Annotated in this window: 22 protein-coding genes and 2 tRNA genes; 5 read left to right on the top strand and 19 right to left on the bottom strand. The window is 53.9% G+C overall.

What is annotated here, in order from left to right:
* Positions 1-59: 59 nt before the first annotated feature.
* From EDF75_RS21735 to EDF75_RS21685, 11 genes are all read right to left on the bottom strand, one after another.
* Positions 60-2,069 carry a DEAD/DEAH family ATP-dependent RNA helicase gene (locus EDF75_RS21735; protein WP_128877087.1) on the bottom strand — a complete coding sequence of 670 codons (2,010 nt, stop codon included), beginning with the start codon at positions 2,067-2,069 and terminating at the stop codon, positions 60-62.
* Positions 2,062-2,142, bottom strand: coding sequence for a protein YrbN (gene yrbN / locus EDF75_RS21730; protein WP_115191791.1), 81 nt, complete (start codon positions 2,140-2,142; stop codon positions 2,062-2,064). Before yrbN ends, EDF75_RS21735 begins: the two co-directional genes overlap by 8 nt.
* A 103-nt stretch (positions 2,143-2,245) precedes the next feature.
* Positions 2,246-3,130, bottom strand: a complete 885-nt coding sequence (nlpI, locus tag EDF75_RS21725) for a lipoprotein NlpI (RefSeq protein WP_045856624.1) — start codon at positions 3,128-3,130, stop codon at positions 2,246-2,248.
* Positions 3,131-3,238: 108 nt separating this feature from the next.
* The gene (gene pnp / locus EDF75_RS21720; protein ID WP_045856622.1) at positions 3,239-5,374 is read right to left on the bottom strand and encodes a polyribonucleotide nucleotidyltransferase; all 2,136 of its coding nucleotides are present in this window, start codon (positions 5,372-5,374) and stop codon (positions 3,239-3,241) included.
* A 241-nt stretch (positions 5,375-5,615) separates the two neighbouring features.
* On the bottom strand, positions 5,616-5,885 hold the full coding sequence (rpsO, locus tag EDF75_RS21715; RefSeq protein WP_004868066.1) for a 30S ribosomal protein S15: 270 nt from the start codon (positions 5,883-5,885) through the stop codon (positions 5,616-5,618).
* Positions 5,886-6,032: 147 nt separating this feature from the next.
* Positions 6,033-6,977: a tRNA pseudouridine(55) synthase TruB gene (gene truB / locus EDF75_RS21710; protein ID WP_133600843.1), complete on the bottom strand. Its 945-nt coding sequence runs from the start codon at positions 6,975-6,977 to the stop codon at positions 6,033-6,035.
* Positions 6,977-7,378, bottom strand: coding sequence for a 30S ribosome-binding factor RbfA (gene rbfA, locus EDF75_RS21705; protein ID WP_041147389.1), 402 nt, complete (start codon positions 7,376-7,378; stop codon positions 6,977-6,979). Before rbfA ends, truB begins: the two co-directional genes overlap by 1 nt.
* A 154-nt stretch (positions 7,379-7,532) precedes the next feature.
* Positions 7,533-10,223, bottom strand: a complete 2,691-nt coding sequence (gene infB / locus EDF75_RS21700) for a translation initiation factor IF-2 (RefSeq protein ID WP_133600842.1) — start codon at positions 10,221-10,223, stop codon at positions 7,533-7,535.
* 24 nt (positions 10,224-10,247) lie between these two features.
* Positions 10,248-11,735 carry a transcription termination factor NusA gene (gene nusA / locus EDF75_RS21695; protein WP_045856615.1) on the bottom strand — a complete coding sequence of 496 codons (1,488 nt, stop codon included), beginning with the start codon at positions 11,733-11,735 and terminating at the stop codon, positions 10,248-10,250.
* A gap of 27 nt (positions 11,736-11,762) precedes the next feature.
* Complete coding sequence (gene rimP / locus EDF75_RS21690) at positions 11,763-12,215, bottom strand: ribosome maturation factor RimP (protein ID WP_072051836.1); 453 nt, start codon at positions 12,213-12,215, stop codon at positions 11,763-11,765.
* Positions 12,216-12,420: 205 nt separating this feature from the next.
* A tRNA-Met gene (locus EDF75_RS21685) sits at positions 12,421-12,497 on the bottom strand.
* A gap of 451 nt (positions 12,498-12,948) precedes the next feature.
* On the opposite strand from EDF75_RS21685, the gene argG reads away from it, so the two are divergent.
* The 3 genes from argG (at position 12,949) to EDF75_RS21670 (ending at position 16,091) form a co-directional block, all read left to right on the top strand.
* Positions 12,949-14,292 carry an argininosuccinate synthase gene (gene argG / locus EDF75_RS21680; RefSeq protein ID WP_076946560.1) on the top strand — a complete coding sequence of 448 codons (1,344 nt, stop codon included), beginning with the start codon at positions 12,949-12,951 and terminating at the stop codon, positions 14,290-14,292.
* A gap of 166 nt (positions 14,293-14,458) precedes the next feature.
* Positions 14,459-15,088 carry a winged helix-turn-helix transcriptional regulator gene (locus EDF75_RS21675; RefSeq protein ID WP_133600841.1) on the top strand — a complete coding sequence of 210 codons (630 nt, stop codon included), beginning with the start codon at positions 14,459-14,461 and terminating at the stop codon, positions 15,086-15,088.
* Between the two features lie 451 nt (positions 15,089-15,539).
* Positions 15,540-16,091: a YfaZ family outer membrane protein gene (locus EDF75_RS21670; protein WP_133600840.1), complete on the top strand. Its 552-nt coding sequence runs from the start codon at positions 15,540-15,542 to the stop codon at positions 16,089-16,091.
* A gap of 38 nt (positions 16,092-16,129) precedes the next feature.
* Here the strand turns inward: EDF75_RS21670 and EDF75_RS27140 are convergent, their stop codons facing one another.
* The 7 genes from EDF75_RS27140 to rlmE all read right to left on the bottom strand — a co-directional run bounded on the left by EDF75_RS27140 (position 16,130) and on the right by rlmE (position 22,271).
* Positions 16,130-16,531 carry a hypothetical protein gene (locus EDF75_RS27140; protein ID WP_166646226.1) on the bottom strand — a complete coding sequence of 134 codons (402 nt, stop codon included), beginning with the start codon at positions 16,529-16,531 and terminating at the stop codon, positions 16,130-16,132.
* A 142-nt stretch (positions 16,532-16,673) separates the two neighbouring features.
* Positions 16,674-16,760 (bottom strand) — tRNA-Leu (locus EDF75_RS21660).
* Positions 16,761-16,774: 14 nt separating this feature from the next.
* Positions 16,775-17,104, bottom strand: a complete 330-nt coding sequence (secG, locus tag EDF75_RS21655; protein WP_041147397.1) for a preprotein translocase subunit SecG — start codon at positions 17,102-17,104, stop codon at positions 16,775-16,777.
* A 229-nt stretch (positions 17,105-17,333) separates the two neighbouring features.
* Positions 17,334-18,671 (bottom strand): phosphoglucosamine mutase, encoded by a 1,338-nt coding sequence (gene glmM, locus EDF75_RS21650; protein ID WP_133600839.1) that lies wholly within the window; start codon positions 18,669-18,671, stop codon positions 17,334-17,336.
* Entirely contained in the window at positions 18,664-19,512 is an 849-nt protein-coding gene (gene folP, locus EDF75_RS21645) for a dihydropteroate synthase (RefSeq protein ID WP_133600838.1), read from the bottom strand. Before folP ends, glmM begins: the two co-directional genes overlap by 8 nt.
* Positions 19,513-19,610: 98 nt before the next feature.
* Positions 19,611-21,542 (bottom strand): ATP-dependent zinc metalloprotease FtsH, encoded by a 1,932-nt coding sequence (ftsH, locus tag EDF75_RS21640; RefSeq protein ID WP_133600837.1) that lies wholly within the window; start codon positions 21,540-21,542, stop codon positions 19,611-19,613.
* 99 nt (positions 21,543-21,641) lie between these two features.
* Entirely contained in the window at positions 21,642-22,271 is a 630-nt protein-coding gene (gene rlmE, locus EDF75_RS21635; RefSeq protein ID WP_041147401.1) for a 23S rRNA (uridine(2552)-2'-O)-methyltransferase RlmE, read from the bottom strand.
* 124 nt (positions 22,272-22,395) lie between these two features.
* Here rlmE and yhbY point away from each other — a divergent pair, with 124 nt between their 5' ends.
* A complete protein-coding gene (gene yhbY / locus EDF75_RS21630; RefSeq protein WP_041147757.1) occupies positions 22,396-22,689 on the top strand; it encodes a ribosome assembly RNA-binding protein YhbY in 294 nt (97 codons plus the stop codon).
* Between the two features lie 152 nt (positions 22,690-22,841).
* Here the strand turns inward: yhbY and greA are convergent, their stop codons facing one another.
* Entirely contained in the window at positions 22,842-23,318 is a 477-nt protein-coding gene (gene greA, locus EDF75_RS21625) for a transcription elongation factor GreA (RefSeq protein WP_133600836.1), read from the bottom strand.
* A 235-nt stretch (positions 23,319-23,553) separates the two neighbouring features.
* Here greA and dacB point away from each other — a divergent pair, with 235 nt between their 5' ends.
* Complete coding sequence (gene dacB / locus EDF75_RS21620) at positions 23,554-24,987, top strand: serine-type D-Ala-D-Ala carboxypeptidase (RefSeq protein ID WP_095099903.1); 1,434 nt, start codon at positions 23,554-23,556, stop codon at positions 24,985-24,987.
* The last annotated feature ends 54 nt before the right edge of the window (positions 24,988-25,041 follow it).

Raw genomic sequence — 25,041 nt, 5'->3', positions numbered from 1 at the left:
AAAAGCCCCAATCGTTAAGATCGGGGCTGTATCATTTTCTTTACGCTAGCGGATGCTAATTACGCATCGCCACCGAAACGACGACGGCTTGAAGAGTCATCCCGACGCGGGGCGGAATCTTCGCGACGCGGCGCTGAATCATCACGGCGCGGAGCATGACCTTCACGACGAGGTGCCTGGCCTTCACGACGTTCGCCGCTGAAACGACGACCATCACCACGACCGCCTTCGCGACGTTCACCGCCGAAACCACGACCGCCTTCACGACGTTCACCGCCGAAAGCACGGCCGCCTTCACGACGTTCACCGCCGCCACGACGCTCGCCACCGCTACGCTCAGGGCGCGGCTGGGCATCGCCCATCAGCTGCATGTTCATCGGCTTGTTCAGGATACGGGTACGAGTAAAGTGCTGCAGCACTTCGCCCGGCATGCCTTTCGGCAGCTCGATCGTTGAGTGGGTACCGAACAGCTTGATGTTACCGATGTAACGGCTGCTGATGTCGCCTTCGTTAGCGATAGCGCCAACAATGTGACGAACTTCAACACCATCGTCGCGGCCCACTTCAATGCGATACAGTTCCATATCACCAACGTCACGACGCTCGCGTTTAGGACGATCTTCACCGCTACGCTCAGGACGGTCGCCACGCGGGCCACGGTCATTGCGATCGTTACGGTCATTACGACGTTCGAAACGATCGTCGCGATCGCGGAATTCGCGTTTAGCACGCATCGGCGCATCCGGCGGCAGGATCAGAGGACGTTCGCCCTGAGCCATTTTCAGCAGTGCTGCGGCCAGAGTTTCGATATCCAGCTCTTCGCCTTCAGCGGACGGCTTGATGTTCGTCAGCAGCGCACGGTACTGATCCAGATCGCTGCTTTCCAGCTGCTGCTGAACTTTAGCGGCGAATTTTTCCAGACGGCGTTTGCCCAGCAGCTCTGCGTTTGGCAGCTCTACTTCCGGAATGGTCAGCTTCATGGTACGTTCGATGTTACGCAGCAGACGGCGTTCGCGGTTCTCAACGAACAGCAGCGCACGGCCTGCACGACCTGCACGACCGGTACGGCCGATACGGTGAACGTAAGATTCGGAGTCCATCGGGATGTCGTAGTTAACAACCAGGCTGATACGCTCAACGTCAAGGCCACGGGCCGCAACGTCGGTCGCAATCAGGATGTCCAGACGACCATCTTTCAGACGCTCCAGAGTCTGCTCACGCAGGGACTGGTTCATGTCACCGTTCAGCGCGGCGCTGTTATAGCCGCTACGCTCCAGCGCTTCGGCCACTTCCAGGGTCGCGTTTTTGGTACGAACGAAGATAATCGCCGCATCAAAATCTTCCGCTTCCAGGAAACGCACCAGCGCTTCGTTTTTACGCATGCCGTAAGCAGTCCAGTAGCTCTGGCTGATGTCCGGGCGAGTGGTTACGCTGGACTGGATGCGCACTTCCTGCGGCTCTTTCATAAAGCGGCGGGTAATACGGCGGATCGCTTCCGGCATAGTGGCAGAGAACAGAGCGGTCTGATGACCTTCCGGGATCTGAGCCATAATCGTTTCTACGTCTTCGATGAAGCCCATGCGCAGCATTTCGTCAGCTTCATCCAGCACCAGACCGCTCAGCTTAGAGAGATCCAGAGTACCGCGCTTCAGGTGGTCAAGCAGACGACCCGGGGTACCGACAACGATTTGTGGTCCCTGGCGCAGAGCACGCAGCTGCACGTCATAACGCTGGCCGCCGTAAAGGGCTACCACGTTTACGCCGCGCATATGTTTAGAGAAGTCCGTCATCGCTTCAGCAACCTGTACCGCCAGTTCGCGGGTCGGCGCCAGCACCAGAATTTGCGGTGCTTTGAGCTCAGGATCAAGATTGTTCAGCAGCGGTAAAGAGAACGCTGCGGTTTTACCGCTACCCGTCTGGGCCATACCCAGAACATCGCGGCCGCCCAGAAGATGCGGAATGCATTCAGCCTGGATCGGAGATGGTTTTTCGTAACCCAGATCGTTAAGGGCTTCAAGGATAGGAGCCTTCAGGCCCAGATCTGCAAAAGTGGTTTCGAATTCAGCCATGTAGTACGTGTGCCTCAAAATTAATGGCGGCCAGTCTACATAACTCAACGTGAAAATTTACAGTAATTTTCATTGAAAAGTGTGAACCGGCTCAAAGTAGGTGTATTAACGAACAACAACGCCCTCACCCGTGAAGATGATGGCAATAAAAATTTGGGCTGATGTTTGTTCGTCAGCTATTGCTGGTCCGATTCTGCCAGGTCATCTTGCTCCTGGCCCAAGAGCGATAATTCCAACAATGCGTATCGGTGCTCAACGTAGTTGTGAACGTTGTTTGCGACCGCCAGTTTGAACAGTGCCGTAGCGCTGTCCTTGTCCCCCAGACTTAGGTAGTACTTACCTAAATAGAAGTTGGTTTCACTGAGATGCTCAGCGAGCGAGGTGTTATCCGTTGCGTCTGCCTTCAAACGATCCATCAGCGTTTTTTCGCTGATATCGTTAAGGTAGAACTCGACAATGTTCCATCCCCATTGCTCTTTGTCCGATTTGTCGAAGCGCTGTTTCAGTGCTTCAAGCGCCTGCTTCTCGTCGAGTTTGCGCTCAGCGAGATAAAGCCACAGGCTACGGAAAGGATCATTGGGATCGTCTTGATAAAACGCCAGCAGATCATCTTGCGCTAACTTAGCACGACCCCCGTAATACAGGGCGATGCCGCGATTTAAGTGCGCGTAGTTATAAGTTGGATCAAGCTCAAGTACAGAATCAAACGCTTCATAGGCAGCATCAAAATTGCCTGCCTGCGTTAAATATATGCCTAAGTAGTTGAATACTTCGGGCATATCAGGTCGGATTGCCAGCGCTTGTGAAAAATCGTTTCGCGCTAGTGCCCTCAGACCGAGACTATCATACAACACTCCGCGCTCATATAAAAGCTGTGCGCGTTCATCATCGGTTAAAGCCCGACTGGCAAGAATTTGTTCCATGCGCGCCAGAATCACTTCTTGCTGCAAAGTCGGTTGCAATGGCACCGCGAGGACTGCGTCCTTACGCCAGGCAGAGCTGCTGCATCCTGCCAGCGTGAGAGCTGTCGCCACGAAACACCAGCGCAAAAAAGGCTTCATTTCCCACTCCCGAAGACAACGATTGGATGAACGTCCAGTTCCCCGGCTGCAAACAAGGCGTCCTGCCCGTAATACGCCCTCCGCAAACGCGGAGGGCAAACGGCAACCTTACTCGCCCTGCTCTGCGACCGGAGCTTCCGGTGCGCTGACAGGCTGAGTCTGCTCAGTTGCTTCTTTGATGCTCAGACGGACGCGGCCCTGACGGTCAACTTCCAGAACCTTAACCGGCACTTCCTGACCCATCTGCAGGTAATCGGTGACTTTCTCTACGCGCTTGTCGGCGATCTGAGAAATATGCACCAGACCTTCTTTACCGCCACCGATGGCAACGAATGCGCCAAAGTCAACGATACGGGTCACTTTACCATTGTAGATACGGCCAACTTCGATCTCAGCGGTAATCTCTTCGATACGACGAATCGCGTGCTGCGCTTTGTCGCCGTCGGTCGCTGCGATTTTCACGGTACCGTCATCTTCGATTTCGATGGTGGTGCCGGTCTCTTCAGTCAGCGCACGGATTACGGAGCCGCCCTTACCGATAACGTCTTTGATCTTGTCCGGGCTGATCTTGATGGTGTGGATACGCGGTGCGAATTCGGAGATGTCGCCGCGCGGCGCGTTAATCGCCTGCTCCATGACGCCCAGGATGTGCAGACGCGCACCTTTAGCTTGATTCAGCGCAACCTGCATGATCTCTTTGGTGATACCTTCAATTTTGATATCCATCTGCAGAGCAGAGATACCGTCGCGGGAACCCGCAACTTTGAAGTCCATATCGCCCAGGTGATCTTCGTCGCCCAGAATATCGGAGAGAACGACATAGTTGTCGCCTTCTTTCACCAGTCCCATCGCGATACCCGCAACGGAGGCTTTAATCGGCACGCCGGCGTCCATCAGTGCCAGAGAGGCACCGCAAACGGAAGCCATGGAAGAAGAGCCGTTAGATTCAGTGATTTCAGAAACCACGCGAACGGTGTACGGGAACTCTTCGGTGGTCGGCATCACGGCCAGCACGCCGCGCTTAGCCAGACGACCGTGACCAATTTCACGACGCTTCGGTGAACCTACCATTCCGGTCTCGCCTACGGAGTACGGAGGGAAGTTGTAGTGGAACAGGAAGGAGTCGGTACGGTCACCCATCAGCTCATCGATGTTCTGTGCGTCACGCGCGGTGCCCAAGGTCGCGGTAACCAGCGCCTGAGTTTCGCCACGGGTGAACAGTGCAGAACCGTGGGTACGCGGCAGTACGCCGGTACGAACGTCCAGACCACGAATCATATCTTTTTCACGGCCATCGATGCGCGGCTCGCCTGCCAGTACGCGGCTACGAACGGCATTTTTCTCGATAGCGTGCAGAATTTCACCCAGCTCGTTAGCGTCCAGGGTTTCATCTTCAGCGGTCAGCGTGGCGATAGTTTCAGCTTTGATCACGCCAATCTGAGCATAGCGCTCTTGTTTGTCAGTGATGCGGTAAGCATCGCTCAGGCGAGCTTCAGCCAGGGCTGCAACGCGGGCATTCAGCGCGGCGTCTACGACTTCCGGCTGCCATTCCCAGCGCGGTTTACCCGCTTCTTTCACCAGATCGTTGATGGTCTGAATAACAATCTGCTGCTGCTCGTGGCCGAACACCACCGCGCCCAGCATCTGGTCTTCGCTCAGCAGTTCTGCTTCGGATTCAACCATCAGGACCGCAGCTTCGGTACCGGCAACAACCAGGTCCAGCTTACTTTCTTTCAGCTCATCCTGAGTCGGGTTCAGCACGTACTGGTCGTTGATGTAGCCAACGCGCGCGGAGCCGATAGGACCGTTAAACGGAATACCGGACAGGGACAGCGCAGCGGAAGCACCGATCATGGCAACGATGTCCGGGTTAACCTGCGGGTTAACGGAAACAACGGTAGCAATAACCTGAACTTCGTTAACAAAACCTTCCGGGAACAGCGGACGAACCGGGCGGTCAATCAGACGCGCAATCAGGGTTTCGCCTTCGCTTGGACGGCCTTCACGACGGAAGAAACCACCCGGAATTTTACCTGCTGCATAGGTACGTTCTTGATAGTTTACGGTCAGCGGGAAGAAGTCCTGGCCTGGCTTCGCTTTCTTCTGGCCAACAACGGTAACGAATACCGCGGTGTCATCCATGCTTACCATGACAGCAGCAGTGGCCTGGCGGGCCATCATGCCGGTTTCCAGGGTTACGGTGTGTTGGCCGTACTGGAATTTACGAACGATCGGATTTAGCAAAATTCTATCCTTTTATCAAAAAGTGACGCTATATCGAGGATATAGCGTCAGATGACCCGATCTTCTGCATCCTCGCGACTAATGACAACCTTTACCCGCCCCTGCGGATGAAGCCTCTCATTAGCCGCGCGAACCTCTGCACGAAGATCATTAATAGCAACAATACATGAGTTTTTAGCTAATTGCTGCCGCCTGGTCGAAAAAAGGGGCCCTGAGGCCCCTTTTTCTGAAACTCGCAGAACTAGCGACGCAGACCCAGACGCTCGATCAGCGAAGAGTAACGTGCAACATCTTTACGTTTCAGGTAGTCGAGCAGTTTACGACGCTGGGAAACCATGCGCAGCAGACCACGACGGCTGTGGTGATCTTTTTTATGCTCGGAGAAGTGACCCTGCAGATGGTTAATCTGGGCAGTCAGCAGTGCAACCTGAACTTCGGTAGAACCGCTGTCGTTTTCGCCACGACCAAACTCAGAAACGATTTTTGCTTTAGCTTCAACGCTTAGAGACATTTTGAACTCCAAAAATTAAAAGAAAGAAAGGGTGCCGATCTCTAATTCAGCAACCCCTGATGCGACGCCCGAAAATGTTAAAACATTTTTGCGGACGTCAGGCGGCGATATTCTACTCGCAGCCAGCTTTTATCGCAAGAACAGCCCTCAGACAGGGTATTCAACGACCAGACGACGCGGCGCCACGCGGCCTTCGTCATCAATCTCGCCCATGCCGAGAAACTTCTCGTCTTCACCTTCCGTTACGCGAACCAGACCCTGCTTCGGCGCGCCAGAAGTGCGGACCGGATTACCATTTTTAAAGTATACCGCCGACGTTTCGGGAATATTAACCAACGGATAATCCGACGCCGGGCTGTCCATCGGCATCAGCAGCGGGTCGAGCAGCTGCGCGACAGGAATATCCTGCTCTTGCGCCTGTTCAACCAGCGCCTGCAGCTGTTCTAGCGTCACCATACGTTCAACAGGATACTTGCTGACCGCCAGGCGGCGCAGGAAAATAACGTGCGCGCCGCAGCCTAGCTTTTCGCCTAAATCGTCGATAATCGTACGAATATAGGTCCCTTTTGAACAGTGGATTTCCAGCTCGAGCTCATCGCCTTCATGGCGAATAAACAGCAGCTCGTAGACGGTAATCGGCCGGGCTTCGCGCGGGACGTCAATTCCCTGACGGGCATATTCATACAGCTTTTTACCCTGGTACTTCAGCGCCGAATACATGGAGGGCACCTGCTGAGTCTCGCCGCGAAAGCCTTCCAGCGCAGAGGCCAGCTGAGCGTCGCTAAAGGCCAGCTGGCGCTCTTCCACAACCTGGCCATCGGCATCAGAGGTGTCAGTGCGTTGACCCAGTTTGGCAATGACGCGGTAACGCTTGTCGGAATCGAGCAGGTACTGGGAAAACTTGGTCGCTTCTCCGAGGCAAATCGGCAGCATGCCGGTTGCCAGCGGATCCAGCGCGCCGGTGTGCCCTGCCCGGTTAGCGTTATAAATACGTTTTACTTTTTGCAGTACGTCATTGCTGGAAGCCCCCTGGGGTTTATCCAGCAACAGCACGCCGTGCACATCGCGGCCGCGACGACGAGGACGACTCATTAGTCCTCCTTGACGTCGTCCGGATTCACACGACGCTCATCGTCATGCTTCACCACGCTGGTCACCAGGTTAGACATGCGCATCCCTTCGACCAGCGAGTTGTCGTAGAAGAAGGTCAGTTCCGGCACGATACGCAGACGCATCGCTTTACCCAGCAGAGAGCGGATAAATCCGGATGCTTCCTGCAGCGCTTTAATACCCGCCTTAACAGCGGCTTCATCTTTGTCGTTCAGGAACGTCACGAACACTTTGGCATAGGCCAGATCGCGGGACATTTCTACGCCTGAGACGGTAGTCATCATGCCCAGGCGCGGATCTTTAATTTCGCGCTGCAGGATGATAGCAATCTCTTTTTGCATCTCCTGAGCTACGCGCTGCGGGCGACCAAATTCTTTCGCCATAATAAATTCTCCAGAATAAAGACAAAAAAGGGGCTATAAGCCCCTTTTTAGAATTATTGCCGGGTGGCGCTTCGCTAACCCGGCTTACCTTCAGCGATCTTCTGACAATGTTGGGCTGCAGCAACAGGCGCTGCGGCCCAGCAGTCGACGAAGATTACGCGATGGTACGTTGGATCTCGATGATTTCGAACACTTCGATCATGTCGCCAACGCGAACGTCGTTGTAGTTCTTAACGCCGATACCACATTCCATGCCGTTACGGACTTCGTTAACGTCATCTTTGAAGCGGCGCAGGGATTCCAGCTCGCCTTCATAGATAACCACGTTGTCACGCAGTACGCGGATTGGGTTGTGACGCTTAATCGTACCTTCGGTAACCATACAGCCCGCGATGGCGCCAAATTTCGGCGATTTGAACACATCACGCACTTCAGCCAGACCAATGATCTGCTGTTTCAGTTCCGGAGACAGCATGCCGCTCATTGCTGCTTTAACTTCGTCGATCAGGTTATAGATGACGGAGTAGTAGCGCAGATCCAGACTTTCAGATTCAATCACTTTACGAGCAGAGGCATCAGCACGTACGTTGAAGCCAACCAGGATAGCGTTGGATGCCGCAGCCAGGGTCGCGTCGGTTTCGGTGATACCACCTACGCCAGAACCAATGATCTTCACTTTGACTTCGTCGGTGGACAGCTTCAGTAAAGAGTCAGAGATTGCTTCCACAGAGCCCTGAACGTCCGCTTTCAGTACTACGTTCACTTCGTGAACTTCGCCTTCGGTCATGTTAGCGAACATGTTCTCAAGCTTAGACTTCTGCTGACGCGCCAGTTTGACTTCGCGGAATTTGCCCTGACGATAGAGCGCAACTTCACGCGCTTTTTTCTCGTCACGAACGACGGTCACTTCATCACCCGCTGCCGGAACGCCGGACAGGCCGAGGATCTCAACCGGAATAGACGGACCTGCTTCCAGCACTTCCTGACCCAGTTCGTTACGCATTGCACGAACGCGGCCGTATTCGAAGCCACACAGAACGATATCGCCCTTGTTCAGAGTACCTTCACGTACCAGAACGGTAGCAACCGGACCGCGACCTTTATCCAGGAAGGATTCGATAACCGCACCGCTTGCCATACCGTTACGAACGGCCTTCAGCTCCAGAACTTCAGCCTGCAGCAGGATGGCGTTCAGCAGATCGTCGATACCGGTACCGGCTTTCGCAGAAACAGGGATGAACTGCGACTCGCCGCCCCACTCTTCCGGCATCACGCCGTACTGAGACAGTTCGGTTTTAACACGATCCATATCCGCTTCTGGCTTATCGATTTTGTTGACCGCAACAACCACCGGCACCTGCGCTGCTTTCGCATGCTGGATAGCTTCGATAGTCTGCGGCATCACGCCATCGTCCGCGGCAACAACCAGAACAACGATATCCGTAGCCTGAGCACCACGAGCACGCATTGAGGTGAACGCGGCGTGGCCCGGGGTATCCAGGAAGGTGATCATGCCGTTTTCAGTTTCAACGTGGTACGCACCGATGTGCTGGGTAATACCACCCGCTTCGCCGGACGCTACTTTGGTTGAACGGATATAGTCGAGCAGCGAGGTTTTACCGTGGTCAACGTGACCCATGATGGTCACAACCGGTGCACGGGCTTCTGCCGCAGCGCCGGTATCACGGTCGCTCATTACCGCTTCTTCCAGCTCGTTCTCACGACGCAGGATAACCTTGTGGCCCATCTCTTCGGCAACCAGCTGTGCGGTTTCCTGGTCGATGACCTGGTTGATGGTCGCCATTGCGCCCAGCTTCATCATCGCTTTGATGACCTGAGAGCCTTTGACCGCCATCTTGTTAGCCAGATCGCCAACGGTGATGGTTTCGCCAATGATAACGTCACGGTTCACGGCCTGAGCCGGCTTCTGGAAGCCCTGCTGCAGAGAAGAACCTTTACGCTTGCCGCCTTTACCACCGCGTACTGCCGCACGGGCTTCTTCGCGATCGGCTTTGGATTCAGCGTGCTTGTTGCCTTTCTTCTGAGGACGTGCTGCTTTGGCGTTACGGCCACGGCCACGACCGCCTTCAACTTCACGGTCGTTGTCGTCTTCTGCCTGACGGGCATGCTGAGACGTGGTCACGTGATAGTCAGAGGTTTCTTCAACAGGCGTTTCTGGGGTTTCGGTCCAGTTCTTTTCGTTTTCTGCGGCCATACGGCGTGCATCGTCCGCCACGCGGCGCGCTTCTTCTTCAAGCTTGCGACGTGCTTCTTCTTCCGATTTACGCTTCAGCTCTGCAGCTTCGTTTTCACGGCGGCTCTTTTCAGCCTGGGCGTTTTTTGTCATTTCGTCGGTTTGTTGATTGCTCACTTTGTCTTTTTCCGCAGCTTCACGTTTCGCTTTATCAGCGACTTCACGTTTAGCTTGTTCTGCGGCCTCACGTTCAGCTTTTAATTGCGCCTCTCGCTTAGCCGTTTCTTCAGCTTCACGATGGGCCTGCTCTTCCGCTTCACGCTGCGCCTGCTCTTCCGCGGCAAGGCGTTCTGCCTCTTGCGGATCGCGTTTCACAAAGGTGCGTTTCTTGCGGACTTCGATTTGTACCGATTTGCTCTTTCCACCGGTACCTGGAATATTTAACGTGCTGCGCGTTTTGCGCTGCAGCGTCAGCTTGTCGGGCGCCGAGCCGTGTTCACGGTTCAGGTGCGTCAACAAGGTTTGCTTCTCTTGCGCGGTCACAGAGTCATCGACCGATTTGCGGATCCCTGCATCAGCAAATTGCTGTATCAGGCGATCCACAGAGGTCTGAATCTCTGAGGCCAGCGCTTTAATGGTCACATCTGTCATGCTGTTCCTTCCTGCTACAGTTTATTACGCTTCGTCGCCGAACCAACAAATATTACGGGCGGCCATGATGAGCTCTCCGGCTTTTTCGTCGGTCAAGCCTTCGATATCAGCCAGATCATCAATGCCCTGCTCGGCGAGATCTTCCAGCGTACAAACGCCACGGGCAGCCAGTTTGAAAGCCATCAGACGTTCCAGACCTTCCAAATTCAGTAAATCATCGGCAGGTTTGGTGTCTCCCAGGCTTTCTTCCTGAGCCAGCGCCAACGTGGTCAGCGCATTTTTCGCACGCTCACGAAGTGCTTCAACGGTGGCTTCATCCAGACCGTCGATTTCCAGCAGTTCTTTCACCGGCACATAGGCCAGTTCTTCCAGAGTGGCGAAACCTTCTTCAACCAGCATCGTGGCGAAATCTTCATCAATATCAAGATACTTAGTAAAAGTATCGATCGCCGCATGGGCTTCAGCCTGGTGCTTAGCCTGCAGGTCATCAACGGTCATTACGTTGAGTTCCCAGCCGCTCAGCTGCGATGCCAGACGCACGTTCTGACCGTTACGGCCGATCGCCTGCGCCAGATTGCCCGCTTCAACGGCGATATCCATGGTGTGCTTGTCTTCATCCACCACGATAGACGCCACGTCAGCCGGAGCCATCGCGTTAATCACGAACTGCGCCGGGTTATCATCCCACAGGACGATATCGATACGCTCGCCGCCCAGTTCGGTAGAAACCGCCTGAACGCGCGCACCGCGCATGCCGACACAGGCGCCAACCGGATCGATACGCTTATCGTTGGTTTTCACCGCGATTTTCGCACGAGAACCCGGATCGCGAGCGGCAGCTTTAATCTCGAGAACTTCTTCACCGATTTCCGGCACCTCAATGCGGAACAGTTCGATCAGCATTTCTGGCTTAGAACGGGTAACGAACAGCTGAGCGCCGCGCGCTTCCGGACGTACCGCGTACAGAACGCCGCGAATACGGTCGCCTGGACGGAAGTTTTCACGCGGCAGCATATCTTCACGCAGGATCACGGCTTCAGCATTGCTGCCCAGATCCAGAGTGATGTTATCGCGGTTCACTTTTTTCACCACGCCGGTGATGATTTCACCTTCGTGCTCGCGGAACTGATCGACAACCATTGCGCGTTCGGCTTCACGTACTTTCTGTACAATAACCTGTTTTGCCGTTTGCGTGGTGATACGGTCGAAGGTGACGGATTCAATCTGGTCTTCGACAAAGTCACCAGGATTCATGCTTTCGTCTTCGTAACGCGCCGCTTCAAGCGTAATTTCGCGAGTCGGCTGGGTAACTTCTTCAACGACCAGCCAGCGACGGAAGGTGTCAAAATCACCGCTACGACGATCGATGCTCACACGCACGTCGATCTCTTGCTCGTATTTTTTCTTTGTTGCCGTTGCCAGAGCACTTTCCAGCGCTTCGAAAATCTTTTCGCGCGGCAGCGATTTTTCGTTGGAAACGGCTTCAACAACAGCCAAAATTTCTTTGTTCATCGGGGCCTTTCACCTCAATCCAGACTGTTAAAAGTGGGGAACCAGGTTCGCCTTCTGGATGTTACTCAGCGCGAACACTTCATCTTTGCCTTCGACGGTTACCGTGATCATTTCACCGTCTACCGCTTTGATAACGCCCTGCCATTTGCGGCGATTTTGCACCGCCATACGCAGTACCAGCGCAACTTCTTCACCGGAAAAACGCGCATAGTGTTCGGCGGTAAACATCGGGCGATCGAGACCAGGTGAAGACACTTCCAGGTTATAAGCAACGGTGATCGGATCTTCGACGTCCATGACAGCACTGACCTGGTGGCTTACATCAGCACAATCATCAACATTGATGCCATTGTCACTATCAATATAGATGCGCAGTGTGGAAGTGCGACCACGAACGAATTCGATGCCGACCAGCTCAAAGCCAAGCGCTTCAACCGGCGCAGTGAGCATCTCTGTTAATTTTTGCTCTAATGTGGACAAACCCACCCCCAAGACATAAAAAAAGGGCGTATAGCCCAGTTATTCTGAAGTCAGATAACAAAAAACCCCGATAAATCGGGGTTTTAGATAACTGAACCCTGCGATCGCAACTGCGATCTGGAACACTTCCAGGAGAATTCTTTCAAATTCGGCTACGAAGGACCAGGTCCTCACAGTATATTTGAAAAAGTACTCAAAGGGAAAGTGGTTGCGGGGGCCGGATTTGAACCGACGACCTTCGGGTTATGAGCCCGACGAGCTACCAGGCTGCTCCACCCCGCGCCTGAAACGTGGCATATTTTACTCTTATTGAGTAAAAGACGCAAATACTGCTGGGATTTGGTACCGAGGACGGGACATAAAATCGTGGTAAAGTGTATTGATAAACCCTATATTTTGTCAACATGTTTTTCACATTGCCCGGTTACCGTTTATGCTGGCATTTCGCCCTTTTTTAGCAAAAAAACAATGAATCACTTCCTGTCATCCATAAAAGATGATTAAATGAAAACTCACTATTAGTGCATAAACATGCAATAGGGACATATCCCATTTGACGTGATTTTTACGCCACCTTGGCATGGAGAGCGCGAGAAGACCGGCGTGTATGGTTATACATAAAGGTTTTCAAGCATGACCCTGAACCTCAATGGCAAACGGAATAGTCAAATGGGACAGGTTCTGGACCTGGTAAACCGAACTCACAACAGTCTATCTAGCAGGGTTTTATTTTATGACGACGATTCTTAAGCATCTCCCGATTGGTCAACGTATTGGTATCGCTTTCTCTGGTGGACTGGATACCAGCGCCGCCCTGCTGTGGATGCGTAAAAAAGGCGCGGTACCTTACGCCTATACCGCTAACCTGGGCCAGCCGGACGAAGAGGATTACGATGCTATTCCTCGCCGCGCCAAAGAGTACGGTGCCGAGGGCGCTCGTCTGATCGACTGCCGTAAACAGCTGGTTGCTGAAGGTATTGCCGCTATCCAGTGCGGCGCATTCCATAACACCACCGGCGGCCTGACCTATTTTAACACCACCCCGCTCGGTCGTGCCGTTACCGGCACCATGCTGGTTGCCGCGATGAAAGAAGATGGCGTTAACATCTGGGGTGACGGCAGTACTTATAAAGGCAACGATATTGAGCGCTTCTATCGTTACGGCCTGCTGACCAACGCTGAGCTGAAAATTTACAAACCGTGGCTGGATAGCGACTTTATCGATGAGCTTGGCGGGCGTCAGGAAATGTCCGAGTTTATGATTGCCTGCGGTTTTGACTACAAAATGTCCGTTGAGAAAGCCTACTCCACTGACTCCAACATGCTGGGCGCAACCCACGAAGCGAAGGACCTGGAATTCCTGAACTCCAGCGTCAAAATCGTCACCCCGATCATGGGGGTTAAGTTCTGGGATGAGAGCGTGAAGATCCCGGCAGAAGAAGTGACCATTCGCTTTGAGCAGGGCCATCCGGTCGCGCTCAACGGCCAAACCTTCAGCGATGACGTGGAGCTGATGCTGGAAGCAAACCGCATCGGCGGTCGCCACGGGCTTGGCATGAGCGACCAGATTGAAAACCGTATCATCGAAGCAAAAAGCCGCGGCATCTATGAAGCACCGGGCATGGCGCTGCTGCACATTGCCTATGAGCGTCTGCTGACCGGCATCCATAACGAAGATACCATTGAGCAGTACCACGCCCACGGGCGCCAGCTGGGTCGCCTGCTGTATCAGGGACGCTGGTTTGACTCTCAGGCGCTGATGCTGCGTGATGCGCTGCAGCGTTGGGTGGCGAGCGCGATTACCGGTGAGGTGACGCTGGAGCTGCGTCGCGGTAATGATTACTCCATTCTGAACACCGTCTCCGACAATCTGACCTATAAAGCAGAGCGTCTGACAATGGAGAAAGGAGATTCAATGTTCTCCGCAGAAGACCGTATTGGCCAGCTGACCATGCGTAATCTGGATATCACCGATACCCGCGATAAGCTGTTCGGTTACGCACAATCCGGCCTGCTCACCGCGTCTTCAACCACCGGTCTGCCGCAGGTTGAGAATTTGGAAAATAGAGACAAATAATCTATTTTCATCTACTCTTTCAGCCGACGCTAATCCGTCGGCTTTTTTCTTTCGTCAGAATTGCGCCCCCTAAAACCTGCGGCCCATAATTTTACCGGTCGCGGTATCTAATAATTATTGTCTATAATCTTCCGCATAGATTTGCCCTTTCCGATGTGAGGCCCCAATGAATATAAAACCCCCGGTCAGACCACAGCGGGATATCGATCGCCTGCTGGAGACGCTTGAACCTTACGCCACGCCAATGAATGTGATTGCGAGAAAAAGACTGACCAGCGACTATAAAGGCAAAACTCAGCTCTATCTTTTTAAAAAGGGCGAGCTGTCAGTTATCCGTTCATCTGATAAATTACTCATCGTTACCGTCTATGAACCGCATCTCTTTGGCGTCGCGGAAATGCTCCAGCCTAGCCGGAGCCACGGGCTACGGGCGGAGATCCCTTCCGATGTTTTACGTATCGATAGCGATCGCGCCATCCAGCTGTTCCGGGAGCACAGCCTGTGGGAAGAGGTTACCAGCCTGCTCGCATACCATACCTCGTATCTGGTTTATCGGGACGATTTGGTCCTGCAGCAGCGAACCTACTCGGTCATCCGCAATCATCTGATGGAGATGCTTCTTATGCCTGATGAAACGCGGCTACGCGTATCTATTCTGGAATATATTCAGGACCGAACCCTTCTTTCGCGCAGCAGTATTCTGAACGTGCTGTCAGCGTTAAAAAAAGGCGGATATATTGAATTCGCCCGCGGTGGTTATTTGCAAAGCGTGAACACGCTACCTGAGAAATTCTAAGCAACCGTGCCTGTGCTTATCGCTGATGTATTGCTGAACCGGCTGCCAGGGTGCTGGATGCAATTTAAATTTAAACAAACAAATGATAACGGCAAGCGATAAATAATTTTATTCTGGGCACCTGTATTTATCGCACTGAAAAATGTGCGTTAAAAACCAAACAACAGGCCCAGAAATGAAGACAGCTCTTCCGCCAGCGTTCGCATTAAATACCCGCGCTGTGCCGGCTGCTTTTGCCTCTGCATTATCTGAGGTCAAACGCGTCAGCACCCAACCCTGCTGTTCACCCGACTCCGCTGCCCACATCAGCACTCACGCCAAGCGTGTCGCTCTGCGTGGCGCGATAACGGCTGCCGTTTAGCTCTGCGGCCAACGGCGATTAGAACCCAAACTCGCTACTTATTTGCCCGAACGCTCGTGTCGGGTATTTTTTTACCTGAAGGAATTTACAATGAGCATGTTCACGTCAAAATCAGTTCTGCTCGTCGCGGCGCTCTGCGCCAGCGGCGCCGCTAGTGCATCGGTTAACCTCCACGGCGAGGCGGGGGAAGAGTTTACTCATCTTTCCGCCAGCTTTAACGCAGACGATCCGGGCATGACCTTCAACGGCAGCTGGGCGCATAGCGATAACGATGGGGATATCGCAGGGTTAGGTATGGGCTATAACTTTGACCTCGGCCCGTTTCTGCTGACCATGGGGGGCAAAGCGCTCTACCTGAATCCACAGGACAGCAATGAGGGGTACGCCATCGCGCTTGGCGGCGGGGCACAATTACCGCTCGGCGATTTCTTCACTCTCTTCGGGGAGGCCTATTACTCTCCGGACTCCATGTCCAGCGGCGTAGACGACTACGTTGAAGCTAACGCGGGTGTGCGAATAAACGTCATTAAGTCACTGAGTATCGAAGCGGGTTATCGCTATATGGATATGGCGGGCAAAGACAGCCATCGTGACAATACGCTGGCCGACGGCGCCTACGCCGGCTTCAACTTCCGCTTCTGATCGTTATCAGCAGGGGTTGCCGTCCGGCAATCCCTCACTTACGTCGCCAGGGGAACGGCCTTCAGTACCTTATTAATCTCTTCTAGCCCGGCAATATTATTTTCTTTGCGGTAGACCTCATTCATCGCCGACATCTGTTCGAGCCTGGTGAGCGCGCTGTAGACGTGATAGGCATCGCTATCCTTATCGAAGATATCCTTTCTCTCCACATCCTGCAGATAGTTGTCTTTTAATGACCGGCTAAGGCTGCCAATCAGCACCGAGTTATCCTGAAAGCAGCGGGTAATTGACTGAGTGTTTTGTCCCGTGGGCTGAACGTCGCTATGCATTACCGGTACCGCCAGCGCATTAATAGTCGCTACCGGATCCGCCGCTGGTGTCGTACTACATCCGGACAAGCACAGCACGCCGGCAAGGATAAACAGCCTGAAATGCTTCATTGCGTTACTCACCTCTGATAAATAGATGAGCGCGACTTTAGCGACCTGGATGGGATCAAGGCCAGCGGAGAGTTATTTATAAATAAACAGCCGTCGATTTAAGGCAAAAAAAGACGCTTTTCAGCGTCTTTTTTTGGAATATTGGTACCGAGGATGGGACTCGAACCCACAAGCCCGTTAGGGCACTACCACCTCAAGGTAGCGTGTCTACCAATTCCACCACCTCGGTACAGATACTACTTATCAGTGCGGGATATCGCTGCTCGGCTGCGCCGGCGCTGCTGGCTGAGTCTGCTCGGATTTCGGCGCGCTCAGATTATCCCACTCACTTCCTTTACTGGTCTTGTTGCTGTTGATATTGCCCAGCACCAAACTAATGATGAAGAACAACGCAGCCAGGATACCGGTCATGCGGGTCATGAAGTTACCAGAACCGCTGGAACCGAACAACGTGCCGGAAGCGCCTGCTCCGAACGAGGCTCCCATATCAGCGCCTTTACCTTGCTGCAGCATGATCAGACCAACAAGGCCAATCGCCACAATAAGGAAAACAACTAAAAGAGCTTCTTGCATAATCAACCTGTTCCTTGCGGATTCGCCGCATACCAATTGCTTCGACCAATAAAGCGGGACGCATTAACGTTTCCCACTGAAGCGGGTGTGAATACTAACCAAAGCGAATGACCTTCGCAAGGGCAATTTCGACGCATTGTATCAACTGCAGAAAAAAACAGCAAAAAACCGTTTGCTGGCAATTAAAAAAGCGGCAAGCGCCGCCTTTTTAATCACTTAGCGCCACAAGCTATGCGTTTTTAACCGCATCAGCGATGCGGTGAGCGAATTCGTGCACCTGCTCTTCGTGCTCGCCTTCAACCATCACGCGAATCAGCGGCTCGGTGCCGGATTTACGTAACAGCACCCGGCCACGTTTACCTAATGCGGCCTCAACCTCAGCGGCGACCGCTTTTACGCTCTCATGCTCGAGCGGGTTGCTGTTGTTATCGGTAAAGCGCACGTTGACCAGAATCTGCGGGAACATCTTCATGCCGCTGCACAGATCGTGCAGGCTCATATGGTTACGTACCATCGCGGCAACGACCTGCAGGCTTGCAACAATGCCGTCTCCGGTGGTCGTCTTATCCAGCAGGATAACGTGGCCGGAGTTTTCGGCGCCAATACGCCAGCCTTTCTCCTGCATTTTCTCCAGCACATAGCGGTCGCCCACTTTTGCGCGAGCAAACGGGATGCCCAGCTGTTTGAGCGCCAGCTCCAGTCCCATATTGCTCATTAGCGTGCCCACGGCGCCGCCGCGCAGCTGACCCTGACGCAGGCCTTCGCGGGCAATGATGTAAAGAATCTGGTCGCCATCGACCTTATTGCCTTCATGGTCGACCATAATGACGCGGTCACCATCGCCGTCGTAGGCAATGCCCAAATCGGCCTTTTCCGCCAGCACCCGAGCCTGTAGGGCCCGCACGTCGGTGGCTCCGACCTCTTCGTTGATATTAAGGCCGTTGGGCTCACAGCCCATGGCAATAACCTGTGCCCCGAGCTCGCGGAAGACGTTAGGCGCAATGTGGTAGGTCGCGCCGTGGGCGCAGTCGACAACCACCTTCAGCTCGTTCAGGCTCAGCTCATTCGGGAAAGTGCCTTTGCAGAACTCGATGTAGCGGCCGGCCGCATCGACAATCCGGCTGGCTTTGCCTAGTTCAGCGGAATCGACGCAGGTCAGCTCTTTCTCCATCTCGGCTTCAATCGCTTCTTCGACGTTATCCGGCAGCTTAGTGCCTTCAATAGAAAAGAACTTGATACCGTTATCGTAGAAAGGGTTATGCGACGCTGAAATGACGATCCCGGCCTCCGCGCGGAAAGCACGGGTCAGATAAGCCACCGCCGGCGTTGGCATTGGGCCAGTGAATGAGGCGGAGAGACCGGCAGCGGCCAGGCCTGCTTCGAGGGCCGACTCCAGCATATAGCCAGAGATGCGGGTATCTTTACCGATAATGATTTTACGCGAACCGTGACGCGCGAGAACTTTTCCTGCAGCCCAGCCCAGTTTAAGCACAAATTCCGGCGTAATTGGCGCATCGCCAACGCGGCCACGGATACCATCGGTGCCAAAATACTTACGGTTACTCATAACGTTTATTTTCCTTTGTGGCCAGTGTGGCTTCCACCACGCGCAGCGCTTCTACCGTTTCTTTGACGTCATGGACGCGAACTATCTGCGCGCCCTGCATCGCCGCAATTACTGCGCAAGCCAGGCTACCGCTGAGGCGCTCCGTCGGCCCAACGTTCAGTAACTGGCCGACCATCGACTTACGCGACATGCCTACCAACAGCGGGAGACCAAAATGATGGAACTCACCGAGTCGAGCAAGCAGCTCATAATTATGGGAAAGATTTTTACCGAAACCGAATCCTGGGTCGAGCAACAATTTATCTTTTGCGATCCCAGCCCGCTCGCAGCGCACAATATGCTCTGTGAAAAAGCGGGTCACATCGGTGAAGACGTCTTCGTACTTCGGCGCAGCCTGCATGGTTTTCGGCTGCCCTTGCATATGCATCAGGCACACCGGCAGACCGGTTTCTGCCGCCGCTTCCAGCGCGCCTGGCTCCGTTAGCGAACGGATATCGTTGATGATATGCGCCCCTACCTGTGCGGCTTCACGGATCACTTCAGGCTTCGACGTATCGACCGAAATCCACACCTCAAAGCGCTGAGCAATGGCTTCCACAACCGGGATCACGCGCGCCAGCTCTTCCTCAACGCTAACATCCAGCGCCCCAGGACGCGTCGATTCGCCGCCGATATCAATGATAGTCGCGCCGGCATTAATCATCAGATTGGCGTGCTTCACTGCGTCTACCAGCGAATTGTGCGCCCCGCCGTCGGAGAAGGAGTCTGGCGTAACGTTAAGGATACCCATCACGTGCGGGTGGGTGAGATCGAGGGTTGAGCCCTGGGCTACAAGTTTCATCGCGAGATCCCTGAATCAGGAGAGATAGATAAAAAGAAAAACCCCAGAGCGGACGCCCCAGGGTTTAGATATGCACAACCACATCAACAGCGGCTAACTTATTTGTCGCCTAGCTGCTCTGACATCGTGTTACCCGGGTTTGGCGTACGCGGTTCGTCGACCGGACGCGGCGCACTCGGGGTGCCGTTATTGCCAGAATTGTTGGCGCCAGGATCTTCCCAACCAGCCGGCGGACGAACGTCACGACGTGCCATCAGGTCATCAATCTGCGGTGCATCGATGGTCTCATACTTCATGAGCGCATCTTTCATCGAGTGCAGAATATCCAGATTGTCGTTAAGGATCTGACGGGCGCGGTTGTAGTTACGCTCAACCAGTGATTTCACTTCCTGGTCAATAATGCGCGCGGTCTCATCGGACATATGCTTAGCTTTCGCTACGCTGCGTCCGAGGAATACTTCACCCTCTTCTTCCGCATACAGCAGCGGACCGAGTTTGTCGGAGAAGCCCCACTGAGTCACCATGTTGCGTGCCAGGTTGGTCGCGACTTTAATGTCGTTCGACGCGCCGGTAGAAACATGCTCTACGCCGTAGATAATCTCTTCTGCAAGACGACCGCCGTACAGGGTCGAAATCTGGCTTTCCAGCTTCTGACGGCTGGCGCTGATTGCATCGCCTTCCGGCAGGAAGAACGTGACGCCCAGAGCGCGGCCGCGCGGAATAATCGTCACCTTATGCACCGGATCGTGTTCCGGCACCAGGCGACCAATAATCGCATGGCCTGCTTCGTGATAAGCGGTCGACTCTTTCTGCGCTTCCGTCATCACCATGGAGCGGCGTTCCGCACCCATCATGATTTTGTCTTTAGCCTTTTCGAACTCAACCATCGATACCACGCGCTTGTTGCCACGGGCAGCAAACAGAGCGGCTTCGTTCACCAGGTTCGCCAGGTCAGCACCGGAGAAGCCCGGGGTACCGCGCGCGATGATTGCCGCGTCGATATCAGGCGACAGCGGAACGCGACGCATGTGAACTTTCAGGATCTGCTCACGACCGCGAACATCCGGCAGACCAACAACAACCTGACGGTCGAAGCGGCCCGGACGCAGCAGCGCGGGGTCCAGAACGTCCGGACGGTTTGTTGCGGCGATAACGATAATACCTTCGTTACCTTCGAAACCATCCATCTCAACCAGCATCTGGTTCAGCGTCTGCTCACGCTCATCGTGACCACCGCCCAGACCAGCGCCACGCTGGCGACCGACGGCGTCGATTTCATCGATGAAGATAATGCACGGAGCCGCTTTCTTAGCCTGTTCGAACATGTCACGCACGCGAGATGCGCCGACACCCACAAACATTTCTACGAAGTCAGAACCGGAAATTGTGAAGAACGGCACTTTCGCTTCACCGGCGATCGCTTTCGCCAGCAGCGTTTTACCGGTACCCGGAGGGCCGACCATCAGGACGCCTTTCGGGATTTTACCGCCCAGCTTCTGGAAACGGCTCGGCTCACGCAGATATTCCACCAGTTCGGCCACTTCATCTTTCGCTTCATCGCAACCCGCGACATCAGCAAAAGTGGTTTTGATCTGGTCTTCCGTCAGCATACGGGCTTTGCTTTTGCCGAAGGACATCGCGCCCTTTCCGCCGCCGCCCTGCATTTGCCGCATAAAGAAGATCCAGACGCCGATCAGCAACAGCATCGGGAACCAGGAAATGAAGATGGAAGCCAGCAGGCTCGGCTCTTCCGGCGGTTCGCCAACCACTTTGACGTTTTTCGTCAACAGGTTATCGAGCAGCTTCGGATCGTTAACCGGAATGTAAGTCGTGTAACGGTTACTATCTTTCTTGGTAACGTTGATCTCACGTCCGTTGATACGCGCTTCGCGAACCTGGTCCTGGTTGACCTCTTGCAGGAAGGTTGAATAATCCACCTTACGGCCATTAGACTCGCTGGGCCCAAAGCTCTGGAATACTGACATCAGCACGACGGCAATGACCAGCCAGAGTATTAGGTTTTTCGCCATGTCACTCAAGGGATTAACCTCTTATTACAACTGTGTTAAAAACAGCGTCAGGATACTCTATATCCAGTTTCTTTCAAACTTTCGTTTGAAATCTACCGGTTATGGTTTTCGCCCGGTCGCTACAATGTACACTTCACGCGAACGAGCACGGGAAGAGTCCGGCTTACGAACTTTGACCTTCGTAAACAGGGAGCGAATTTCTCTTAGATACTCATCGAAGCCTTCGCCCTGGAACACCTTAACTACAAAACTACCACCTGGCGCTAATACATCACGAGCCATTCCAAGCGCCAGTTCCACCAAATACATGGCCCGGGGGATGTCCACCGCCGGTGTTCCGCACATGTTTGGCGCCATATCGGACATGACAACTTGTACTTTACTGTCACCTACGCGCTCAAGTAACGCTTTCAGGACTAATTCATCACGAAAGTCGCCCTGAAGGAAGTCCACACCAACGATTGGATCCATCGGTAAAAGATCGCAAGCGATGATGCGGCCGCTGTTTCCGATCTGCGTGACCGCATATTGCGACCAGCCTCCGGGTGCAGCACCGAGGTCAACAACCGTCATCCCCGGCTTAAAAATTTTGTCACTTTGCTGTATTTCATCAAGTTTAAACCAGGCTCGGGAACGTAACCCCTTTTTCTGTGCCTGGAGAACATATTTATCGCTAAAGTGTTCCTGAAGCCAGCGGCTGGAACTGGCAGAACGCTTTTTACCTGTCATTTAACATTCCCATTTCGGGTTCATCATACTTTGCGACGTAAAAATCGACACTGTAGTTTGGCGATATATGGGAGATGGCGGTAGAATGAACCGTTTTCAATCCCAACGTAAGCAAAAAAATACGATGAATCTGAGTACTAAACAAAAACAGCACCTGAAAGGTCTGGCACATCCGCTCAAGCCGGTAGTTATGCTTGGCAATAATGGTTTGACCGAAGGGGTACTGGCCGAGATCGAACAAGCGCTAGCGCACCATGAGCTCATCAAGGTGAAAATCGCCTCGGAAGACCGCGAGACTAAAACCCTGATCGTGGAAGCTATCGTACGCGAAACCGGCGCCTGTAACGTACAGGTCATCGGTAAAACGCTGGTACTGTACCGCCCATCTAAAGAGCGTAAAATCTCGCTGCCACGCTAAGAATATCCTGAATCTCGACACAACTTTGTGTAAAACGAGGGATTTCTGCGGGTAGACGAGCAAAATGCCATGCTCTGGACGTTGATAAAAGGCCGCTATGCGGCCTTTTTCCTTTCTTTACAATCCATCAACAGCGTAGCGGGAAATACTAATTAAAGGTACTCAACCTTGATAATTTCGTATTCGACCTCGCCACCCGGCGTGCGGATTGTCACCACATCATCCTGCTCCTTACCGATCAGCCCGCGAGCGATCGGCGAGTTCACGGAGATAAGATTCTGCTTAAAATCCGCTTCGTCGTCGCCGACGATGCGATAAATCTGCTCTTCGTCGGTATCAACGTTGAGAACGCTCACCGTCGAACCAAAAATCACGCGGCCGTTATTCGGCATTTTGGTGATATCGATAACCTGCGCATTGGACAGCTTGGCCTCAATATCTTTGATACGACCTTCACAGAAACCCTGCTGTTCGCGGGCCGCATGGTACTCAGCGTTCTCTTTGAGATCGCCATGTTCACGGGCGTCGGCGATGGCTGCAATGATTTCAGGGCGACGAACGGATTTCAGAAAATCCAGCTCTTCGCGTAGTTTTTCAGCGCCACGTAAGGTCATCGGAATAGCTTGCATTTGTTATACCTCTTTATCATTCCTTCATGGAACGGATATCCCCGTTCCGCAACCTGCCTGGCAAAAAGCAGGACAGGAGCAAAAAGAAAACCAACCCGGGAAACATTCCCCAGGTCAGCAGCAATTTTCAATTTGATACGTATTTTACCCTGAAGTTCACTATGGGTCATCGTTTACTTTACAGGGTGTTGCACCGTAGTATGACGGCTCGGTTTCAGGTTGTTAGCGCGAGATTATGCGATTTTCCAGATTTATCATCGGATTGACTGCCGGCATTGCGTTTAGCGCTCAGGCGGCGAACATTGACGAGTACATCAACCAGCTTCCTGCGGGTGCTAACCTCGCCTTTATGGCGCAAAAGGTTGGCTCCCCTACGCCGGAGATAGACTTTCACAGCCAGCAAATGGCGCTACCGGCCAGTACTCAGAAGGTGATCACCGCCCTGGCTGCCCTTCTCCAGCTGGGGCCAGACTTCCGTTTCACCACCACCCTGGAAACCAAAGGCAGTCTCGACGGCGGCGTGCTGAAAGGTGACCTGATTGCCCGGTTTGGCGGCGATCCTACGCTCAGGCGTCAGGATATTCGCAATATGGTGGCCACGCTCAAAAAGGCCGGCGTCCAGCGGATCGAAGGGAACGTCCTGATCGATACCTCGGTCTTCGCCAGCCATGACAAAGCGCCGGGCTGGCCGTGGAACGATATGACGCAGTGCTTTAGCGCCCCGCCGGCGGCGGCGATCGTCGATCGCAACTGTTTCTCGATCTCGCTGTACAGCGCGCAGAAACCCGGCGACCTGGCATTTATTCGCGTCGCCTCGTATTACCCGGTCACCATGTTCAGCCAGGTCCGCACGCTGGCCCGCGGCTCTGCGGAAGCCCAGTACTGCGAGCTCGACGTGGTGCCCGGCGATCTTAACCGCTACACCCTGACCGGCTGTCTGCCGCAGCGTAGCGAGCCGCTGCCGCTGGCCTTTGCCATTCAGGACGGCGCCAGCTATGCCGGCGTAATTCTTAAGTCTGAACTGACCCAGGCCGGCATCACCTACAGCGGCACCCTGCTACGCCAAACCCTGGCCAACGATCCCGGTACCGTGCTGGCGACCACCCAGTCGGCGCCGCTGCACGACCTTCTGCGCATCATGCTGAAAAAATCAGACAACATGATTGCCGATACCGTATTCCGCACCATTGGTCACGCGCGTCTCGGCGTGCCGGGCACCTGGCGCGCGGGCTCCGATGCGGTACGCCAAATTCTGCGTCAGCAGGCTGGCGTCGACCTGGGCAATACGATTATTGCCGACGGTTCCGGTCTGTCGCGCCACAACCTGATTGCTCCCGCCACGATGATGCAGGTGCTGCAATATATTGCCCAGCACGATAATGAGCTCAACTTCATCTCGATGCTGCCGCTCGCCGGTCATGACGGGTCGCTGCAGTACCGTGCGGGTCTGCATCAGGCGGGCGTTGATGGTAAGGTTTCCGCGAAGACCGGCTCCCTGCAGGGGGTCTATAATCTGGCAGGCTTTATCACCGGTGCCAGCGGGCAGAAAATCGCTTTCGTGCAGTATCTGTCAGGCTATGCGGTACCGCCAGCCGATCAGCGCAACCGTCGAATTCCGCTGGTGCGCTTCGAAAGCCGGCTGTATAAGGATTTGTACCAGAACAACTAAATACAAAAGGGCCGCATCAGATGCGGCCCTTTCGTTCTACCCGGCGATGTTCCC

Source organism: Klebsiella sp. BIGb0149, assembly GCF_004362605.1.
Lineage (GTDB): Bacteria > Pseudomonadota > Gammaproteobacteria > Enterobacterales > Enterobacteriaceae > Klebsiella > Klebsiella terrigena.
The sequence above is the reverse complement of the archived record's forward strand: the minus strand, read 5'-3'. Positions and strand labels throughout refer to the sequence as shown.

Coding starts and splice junctions, on each gene's coding strand:
- EDF75_RS21735 (WP_128877087.1), bottom strand. CDS start 2,069: ATGGCTGAATTCGAAACCACTTTTGCAGATCTGGGCCTGAAGGCTCCT.
- yrbN (WP_115191791.1), bottom strand. CDS start 2,142: ATGAAAATTACTGTAAATTTTCACGTTGAGTTATGTAGACTGGCCGCC.
- nlpI (WP_045856624.1), bottom strand. CDS start 3,130: ATGAAGCCTTTTTTGCGCTGGTGTTTCGTGGCGACAGCTCTCACGCTG.
- rpsO (WP_004868066.1), bottom strand. CDS start 5,885: ATGTCTCTAAGCGTTGAAGCTAAAGCAAAAATCGTTTCTGAGTTTGGT.
- truB (WP_133600843.1), bottom strand. CDS start 6,977: ATGAGTCGTCCTCGTCGTCGCGGCCGCGATGTGCACGGCGTGCTGTTG.
- rbfA (WP_041147389.1), bottom strand. CDS start 7,378: ATGGCGAAAGAATTTGGTCGCCCGCAGCGCGTAGCTCAGGAGATGCAA.
- infB (WP_133600842.1), bottom strand. CDS start 10,223: ATGACAGATGTGACCATTAAAGCGCTGGCCTCAGAGATTCAGACCTCT.
- nusA (WP_045856615.1), bottom strand. CDS start 11,735: ATGAACAAAGAAATTTTGGCTGTTGTTGAAGCCGTTTCCAACGAAAAA.
- argG (WP_076946560.1), top strand. CDS start 12,949: ATGACGACGATTCTTAAGCATCTCCCGATTGGTCAACGTATTGGTATC.
- EDF75_RS21675 (WP_133600841.1), top strand. CDS start 14,459: ATGAATATAAAACCCCCGGTCAGACCACAGCGGGATATCGATCGCCTG.
- EDF75_RS21670 (WP_133600840.1), top strand. CDS start 15,540: ATGAGCATGTTCACGTCAAAATCAGTTCTGCTCGTCGCGGCGCTCTGC.
- EDF75_RS27140 (WP_166646226.1), bottom strand. CDS start 16,531: ATGAAGCATTTCAGGCTGTTTATCCTTGCCGGCGTGCTGTGCTTGTCC.
- secG (WP_041147397.1), bottom strand. CDS start 17,104: ATGCAAGAAGCTCTTTTAGTTGTTTTCCTTATTGTGGCGATTGGCCTT.
- glmM (WP_133600839.1), bottom strand. CDS start 18,671: ATGAGTAACCGTAAGTATTTTGGCACCGATGGTATCCGTGGCCGCGTT.
- folP (WP_133600838.1), bottom strand. CDS start 19,512: ATGAAACTTGTAGCCCAGGGCTCAACCCTCGATCTCACCCACCCGCAC.
- ftsH (WP_133600837.1), bottom strand. CDS start 21,542: ATGGCGAAAAACCTAATACTCTGGCTGGTCATTGCCGTCGTGCTGATG.
- rlmE (WP_041147401.1), bottom strand. CDS start 22,271: ATGACAGGTAAAAAGCGTTCTGCCAGTTCCAGCCGCTGGCTTCAGGAA.
- yhbY (WP_041147757.1), top strand. CDS start 22,396: ATGAATCTGAGTACTAAACAAAAACAGCACCTGAAAGGTCTGGCACAT.
- greA (WP_133600836.1), bottom strand. CDS start 23,318: ATGCAAGCTATTCCGATGACCTTACGTGGCGCTGAAAAACTACGCGAA.
- dacB (WP_095099903.1), top strand. CDS start 23,554: ATGCGATTTTCCAGATTTATCATCGGATTGACTGCCGGCATTGCGTTT.